Source organism: Chamaesiphon sp. VAR_69_metabat_338, from assembly GCF_031423935.1.
Classification (GTDB): domain Bacteria; phylum Cyanobacteriota; class Cyanobacteriia; order Cyanobacteriales; family Chamaesiphonaceae; genus Chamaesiphon.
The window spans coordinates 1-6,761 of record NZ_JANPGM010000250.1 but is presented as its reverse complement, the minus strand read 5'-3'; the positions used below and the strand labels follow the sequence as shown (position 1 = coordinate 6,761).

Annotated in this window: 10 protein-coding genes; 7 read left to right on the top strand and 3 right to left on the bottom strand. The window is 46.6% G+C overall.

The window, feature by feature from the left end; genetic code table 11:
* The 3 genes from RMO84_RS07445 to RMO84_RS07435 form a co-directional block, all read left to right on the top strand.
* Positions 1 to 393, top strand: a 393-nt coding sequence (locus RMO84_RS07445) for a glycosyltransferase (RefSeq protein ID WP_310487834.1), incomplete at its 5' end; no start/stop codon positions are given.
* A 70-nt stretch (positions 394 to 463) separates the two neighbouring features.
* On the top strand, positions 464 to 835 hold the full coding sequence (locus RMO84_RS07440; RefSeq protein WP_310487833.1) for a hypothetical protein: 372 nt from the start codon (positions 464 to 466) through the stop codon (positions 833 to 835).
* 21 nt (positions 836 to 856) lie between these two features.
* Positions 857 to 1,525, top strand: a complete 669-nt coding sequence (locus RMO84_RS07435; RefSeq protein WP_310487832.1) for a formyltransferase family protein — start codon at positions 857 to 859, stop codon at positions 1,523 to 1,525.
* Between the two features lie 252 nt (positions 1,526 to 1,777).
* Here RMO84_RS07435 and RMO84_RS07430 read toward each other — a convergent pair whose 3' ends face one another.
* Complete coding sequence (locus tag RMO84_RS07430; RefSeq protein WP_310487831.1) at positions 1,778 to 2,818, bottom strand: radical SAM/SPASM domain-containing protein; 1,041 nt, start codon at positions 2,816 to 2,818, stop codon at positions 1,778 to 1,780.
* Positions 2,819 to 3,240: 422 nt separating this feature from the next.
* Between RMO84_RS07430 and RMO84_RS07425 the strand changes: the two genes are divergently transcribed.
* The gene (locus tag RMO84_RS07425; RefSeq protein ID WP_310487830.1) at positions 3,241 to 3,396 is read left to right on the top strand and encodes a hypothetical protein; all 156 of its coding nucleotides are present in this window, start codon (positions 3,241 to 3,243) and stop codon (positions 3,394 to 3,396) included.
* Here the strand turns inward: RMO84_RS07425 and RMO84_RS07420 are convergent.
* A complete protein-coding gene (locus RMO84_RS07420) occupies positions 3,370 to 4,653 on the bottom strand; it encodes an ABC transporter substrate-binding protein (RefSeq protein ID WP_310487829.1) in 1,284 nt (427 codons plus the stop codon). The genes RMO84_RS07425 and RMO84_RS07420 overlap by 27 nt on opposite strands.
* On the opposite strand from RMO84_RS07420, the gene RMO84_RS07415 reads away from it, so the two are divergent.
* Positions 4,654 to 5,409 (top strand): YebC/PmpR family DNA-binding transcriptional regulator, encoded by a 756-nt coding sequence (locus tag RMO84_RS07415; RefSeq protein ID WP_310487828.1) that lies wholly within the window; start codon positions 4,654 to 4,656, stop codon positions 5,407 to 5,409.
* Between the two features lie 129 nt (positions 5,410 to 5,538).
* Positions 5,539 to 5,709, top strand: a complete 171-nt coding sequence (locus RMO84_RS07410; RefSeq protein ID WP_310487827.1) for a hypothetical protein — start codon at positions 5,539 to 5,541, stop codon at positions 5,707 to 5,709.
* Here the strand turns inward: RMO84_RS07410 and RMO84_RS07405 are convergent.
* Complete coding sequence (locus tag RMO84_RS07405) at positions 5,692 to 5,958, bottom strand: hypothetical protein (RefSeq protein WP_310487826.1); 267 nt, start codon at positions 5,956 to 5,958, stop codon at positions 5,692 to 5,694. The two genes, RMO84_RS07410 and RMO84_RS07405, sit on opposite strands and share 18 nt — an antisense overlap.
* A gap of 416 nt (positions 5,959 to 6,374) precedes the next feature.
* On the opposite strand from RMO84_RS07405, the gene RMO84_RS07400 reads away from it, so the two are divergent.
* A partial coding sequence (locus tag RMO84_RS07400; RefSeq protein ID WP_310487825.1) for a hypothetical protein occupies positions 6,375 to 6,761 on the top strand: 387 nt, incomplete at its 3' end.

The following is a 6,761-nucleotide window of genomic DNA, read 5'->3' as shown; positions in this document are numbered from 1 at the left end:
CTCCATTTTTTGGGCAGACGCAATGATATCCCCGTCCTGATGAAAGCTGCCACGGCCAATATCTTAGTTTCCGACCAAGAAGGTTTACCCCGCAGTGTGTTGGAATCTTTAGCTTTAGAATTACCGACGATCGGTACCAAGATTCGGGGAACGCAAGATTTACTCGCTGGTGGTTCGGGATTGCTCGTCGATGTGGGCGATATCAGTGGCTTGACTGCTGCGATGACCTGGATGCTCGATCGACCGGAGGAAGCCAGCAAAATGGCGCAGTACGGTCGCCAAGGTCTTTTGTCTGCTTACGATCTCCAGCACATCATCCAGCTCCACGAACAACTTTACGATCTCGCACTCGCCGCCCGCGACGCGCATTCTGGCTCAAGATTACCAAAGTAGTTGCGAACGTAAGTCATTAATGCTTTTTTAGTCTATTATTTGATATAAGTCATTAATATTACAATCATTCATGTCAGTACAAGCAATAGCTAGACCCGTCGCAGATTTAGCGGGAGCCTTGAGTCTCCACTTTAGGCGCGGTGAGGCTGCCTATCAAAACTTCCACGCTGATGGTAGGCAATTTTTATTTGCCAAAATTCTCCGCGATAATAACCGCGAGATCCGGAGTCTGATCCTCTCGCAAGGTTATCTCTTGCCGTTCGAGCAGCAGCAAAACGCGATCGAATTGGTCGCGCATTTAGATATCTGGCTGGAGTTATGGGAGCATTTAGCAGCCACCAAAGCCCACAAACCGGAAGATAAATTTAGTTTTGAAAGTTGCAAATATCCACAAGTTGCCGCCACTGCACTCAAAGAATACTGTCTGGCACTTTGTAAATAAATTAGTGAAGAGAATTAACTCATGTCAAATAAGCTGACCGAATCCGTACTATTTTTAGGTAAAAAAGACGATCTCTACTGCGATCGTGCGTTGAAATTTGTCGAAGATAATTTTAGACATGTCACTTCCTACTACTCAGAATGGGGTAAGCCAATGCCTGAGGATATTCGGCATTGGCGAGGAGACTATATCATCTCGTACCTCTGTCGATGGGTGATTCCGGTACATACGATCGAAGCCGCCGAAAAAGGCGCGATCAACTTTCACCCTGCCTCCCCAGACTATCCCGGCATTGGCTGCAATAATTATGCCCTATATGATAACGCTGCCGAATACGGCGCGACCTGTCATTATATGGCTGGCAAAGTCGATACAGGGAGAATTATTGCCGTCAAACGGTTTCCAGTATTTCCAACAGATGATGTGAGTTCGTTGCTCCAACGAACTTATGAGTTTCAATTGGTACTGTTTTATGAAGTTATTGGCAAACTGCTCGATGGCAAACCATTGCCAGAATCCCCAGAACACTGGACTAGACCGCCTCGGACTAGACAAGAATTCAACGAACTGATGACGATCTCGCCAGATATGACCGAAGATGAAGTAGCTCGGCGCGTGAGAGCGACTAGCTACGGTATTTTTCAACCATCGGTCGATATTGGTGGATTTCGGTTTGAGCTAAAAGTTTAGTCGCTAGCGATCTGCAACCAGATCGAACATTGTCTTCGTAGGGTGCGCGATATTTACCATCTCAATTACCAATAACTTCGATCGGCGCGATTTAGTGTAGATTGAGACTGCCGATCGAGCGGTAAACTACACAAAAAATATTGAACCGACCTCATCCAATCGAGACTTGAATTCCAGCTTCCGCAAGCTTCGCCGTCAATGGACGGCAGCTAGATGCGGTGCTAATATCAAACTGCAATCGATCGGGACAGCTCAATCTGGATCGACATAGCAATGCTTACAGTGATCCGGGAGATCGTGGCTGGCAATGCGTCCGCGTAGCTCTTGGTAAGCTCGATCGTTCCAGATATCTTTGAAATCTCGCTCGAACACGTTCCCCATTTTGACGATATCAGCATCGGCAATCACATTACACGGAACCACATCACCAGTTGCCGTAATGTAGGCACTTTTCCACACCCACGGACAAGGCTTATCGCGACAAAAGCGATTGGATTCGTTGATTGCCAGTTCGATCCCGACTTCAGTCGCCACTAATTTAGCTGTTGCCAGTTCGGTAGCGAAGATATCGGGTTCATTGGTAACTTGAATGCCATCAGTCCGAGGCAGCATTTCGGCTTTGCCCCAGTTACTCAGATGCGGTTGAATGGTAATGTAATCGAGTCCGAGTTGCTTGGCTAATCGCACGATCTCAGACAATTCGTGGATATTTTTTTGAGTGACTACCGTCCAAGCTGAGATCGCTAATTTACTACCAAGATTGCGTTCGCCAACGAGCATCCGAATATTGTTAATAATTCGATCGAAGCGGCTACCCTGACGCATCTGGGTGAAGGTTTCGGCGGTAGCTCCATCGAGACTATAGTTGATGTGAGTCCGCTGGAGTTGGGCTAGCTGCTGGGATGTGGCGGGATCGTTGATACTGCCATTAGTATTAAAATACATCCGCAGTCCCCGCGCTTCCCCAGCTTGAAGCATCGGGATCAGCTCTTTATTTAATAATGGTTCGCCCATCCCTTGGAGCTTAACTCGCATTAAACTCGGGATTTGGGCGAGTAATTTGCTAAAGATTTCGCGATCGAAATAAGCGGGTTTTTTATCCCAATAGGTGACTTGACAGTGAGAGCATTTAAAATTGCAAGTATTATTCGGTTCTATGTCGATCCCGATCGGGAGAAATGGCACTTTTTTCCATCTCATTTTATAGGCTAGTTTCGTACCCACCCAGCTCAGACCGCGATAAGGATTGAGAACTAGATCTTTGATGAAATTTATAATCTTATTGGCTGCCATGGCAATTCTTTCTGCTATTTCAAGCTAAGTTGAAGTTTAGACTCCAAGGCGATCGAGTATTGAGTAAAACTCAATCTTGAATACAGTTTAGAGTCGCAGAAGCACCAGTCAGATTACAAGTAATATACCACACTACCTTGTTAGAACACACCAGCTATTTGTACGATTTAGTGAGATTTATTGGAGAAGTCTAGTATCTTTGGTGCGTTACCCTACGGGATAACATACCCTACCGTCTGCTTACGAATTAAATAGGATTGCTATATTTAGTTATAGTAAAGAACATAGCTAAATGCGCCCAAAATCAAACAATCGAGTGAGGTCGCATTTTTAGAAACAACTACTATTAAATTGCCGAGATTAATTCAGAATTGAAATCAATCTTTGCCGATCGATCCTAAGCTTAAAATACACCGTCAAAGTTGCTAGCAGGCAAACCCACTGCCGATCGAGCTGACAATCATTTACCACTCAGAATTCACACCGAAATCCGCTCCCATATCCCCCTTCTCGATCGCCATGCGGAACATCCAGAGTGTAAATTCAAAGATTTATTCTCGATTCAGACTCAAATCTAGCCGAGCCTGTGCCTTCTCCAGTGCGGCTTGGGGCGATGTTGTTCTCATTAGTACGGATTCGATCGCGCGACCGAGATTTTCGGAGATTTGACTGTATCCAGGCTCGATCGGGCGCGGCCTACCATCCTGCGCTTGGTCTAAAAATACTTGAATTGCTGGTGTTTTAGCCACATAATCTCGATAGCTAGTGCGCGAACGTGCTTTAAGATTTACGGGCAAATATCCCGTTCCTAATGCCCATTCAGTTTGGAAATCTTCACTCAATACATATTCCATAAATTCCCAAGCTGCTTGCTGATGGCTGGGATTAGTTTTCATCATAAAGAGATTTTCACCACCGATACTGGTCGCCGATCGCGTCCCCGCCGGAATTGGCATCACACTATAATCGCTAAAATTCAGCCCCGCCAATTGTCCCAATGTCCACGGCCCAGTTAATTGCATCGCCACCTTCCCCGCCAGGAAACTATCCAACTCATAACCGCGTTCGGGGGCAGATAAAATCGCACTGCCATCATTAATTAAATCTTGCCATAATTGCAAAGCCGCGATCGCACCAGCATTATCGATCTTCGTCTGCGCTCCAGCTTGGAGTTCGCCGCCGCCACCCCACATAAATGGCAACCAGGTAAACACCGTCCATTCACCCTGCCCTAAGGGTAATACGATCCCATATTTATCTGGTTTACCGTCGCCATTGGTATCGCGCGTCAGCTGTTTGGCAGTGGCTGTGAATTCCGCCCAATTGGTGGGAAGATGTGCGATCCCTGCGGCTTTAAATAAGCTGGGACGATAGAAAATGCCAACATTATTAGTACCAAAGGGGATCGACCATAAATGCTGTTCGTATTGCATCGAGCCGAGTAATGCCGGATCGATATCTTTGCTAATTGCCGATCGCTGCCACTGAGTATCGATCGGGACGATCGCCTCTAAATCGACCAATTGCCCGGTTAACATCGACCCAAACCACAGGAGATCTGGCTTGGCATCGCCGACGATCGCCGCCAGAATTTTGGGTAATTGTCGATCGGCTTGCCCGACATAAATCGACTCGATCTCGATCGCGGGATGGGTGCGATTGAATTTGGTGACTAATTGCTGAAATACATCGCGATTGGGTGGCGGATTGATACCGTGCCAGAGGGTCAGATGGGTGACACCAGGTCGATCTAGCTGCACTGGCGTACATCCGGCGATAATTACCAGTAAAATTAGAGCAATCGTCATTCCAATCCGAACAGCTAATCGATTCATATGTCAGGTCATAGTAAATGGGCAACTATTAAGCGACAAAAAGCACGAGTTGATGCTGTGCGCGGGCAAACATTTACCCAATTATCCCGCGCAATTATTGTCGCTACTCGCAATGGGATTCCCGATCCCAATGGTAACTTTCAACTGCGGACGGCGATCGAAAAAGCCAAAGCCGCTGGTATCCCCAACGATAACATCGATCGCGCGATCGCCAAGGGATCGGGGACGCTCGATAGTGGCAACCAACTCGAAGAAATTCGCTATGAAGGTTATGGTGCTGGCGGCGTCGCCATCATCGTCGAAGCTTTGACAGACAATCGCAACCGCACGGCAGCAGAACTCCGCTTTGCCTTTACCAAACGCGGTGGCAACTTGGGGGAAATGGGTTGCGTGAGCTGGATGTTCGATCGCAAAGGCGTGTGCTCGATCGCGGGGAATGTCGATGAGGATCTACTCTTGGAAGCTGCGCTGGCTGGCGGTGCGGATGTCTATGAGTTACTCGATGATGACGAGCAGCCAGGAGCAGAGGTATTTACGACAGTAGCCAATCTCGAACATCTGAGTGCCACTCTGCGCGAGCATCGTTTCCCTGTCAGTGATGTGGAGTTGCGGTGGATCCCCCAGAACACAGTGCTAGTAGACGATCCACACCAAAGCCAGCAACTGCTCAAACTCATCGAAGTGCTCGAAAGATTGGATGACGTTCAAGCCGTGACGGCTAATTTTGACCTAGCAGATGAGCTACTCGGTTCATAGCCCCAATCGGATGGTTCTATTGCGAGTAAAATCGGGTATTATAAAGAAAAGATTAAGTTTTTAGGTGAAAAGATCATTTATAACACTACATTCGAGCCATCTTTACTCCGCTTACTCTGGAAAGCAGTATTGGAAGTTAGTCAACCAGTAGTGCTCGCCCTGCCCGATCGCGACCTCTCGCAGTTGATAACTCAGAAAGTCAAAGAGCGAGTCTTTCTGAATGCGCAAGAGTCTCAGGAACTCGATAATTACGTTACTTCCAAGCTATTACTGATTAGAGATTTAGTCTGCGTAGCTTAGTCGGTAAGATCCACAGGTCGAGATTTGTCGATTTTTATGCAGATGCCATGCTTGGATCTGCTCGATGAGCTGTTCTGGAATGCCGAGATCGGATTCAGCCGATTTGGCATGCACTATGGCTATTACCTGACGATCGATTACCAGCTTGTAGGATTCCATCCCCGACTGTTCGCGAATGACGATCGAGCCAAGCAGGTTGGGATGTAAGCAAAACGATACAGTAATCTGCTCCATGTCTTCTTTTGCCATAAAGATGTCACAGTTCGAGATATTCTTCAGGTCGCTTAAACGATTGCAGATTCTTGTAAATGTGGATATTCTCATTGATCGAGTAATTGTGTATAGTTTTTGACTAAATATTCTGTACTTCTATCTTGACAACCATCTGCAAGTGGGTTTTGACGTCTAATATAATGTATCTGTCGCTACAACTTATCAGATCTTATTTTGCATCGTAGCCGATCGCTATTTAGATGTCACTCAGCAAAAAAGCCGTTTTTGGTAATTACATTAGTTGCAATTTGAAATTAAGTAGACAATCTAAACTAAATATATATTTTTGATTTGTTTTGAATATATTCCGTGTTTCCACTGATTAAGATTCGATCGAGATGAATCTAAGATTGGTATCAAGGTATACCATTTTAGACAGGAGCTAAGATCCGATGAATCAGCGCGATCGCGAGGCATCTAACCATCGAGCAGCCCAATCCCAGCCCGATATCTTTCGCTTCCCCACGCGGGCGGAACTGTTGGCGGCAAAAGAACGGGAGCAACAACAGCAACCACAGAGCAAGCCAGTAGACAATAACTATAGAGACGAGGATTTATCGGGTTGCCTATCCGGTTTTCTGAAGCCCAGAGTAGTTCAGCCGCAGCCACACCCCAAGCCAGTCGAGAATTACAAGGACGAGGATTTATCGGGTTGTTTATCTGGTTTCCTGAAGCCCACTGAAACAGCGAAACCCAAGCCAGAACAGAGTAATTACAAAGATGAAGATCTATCCGGCTGCCTATCCGGCTTCCTGAAACCGCGAGAAGTCAAACCGCAA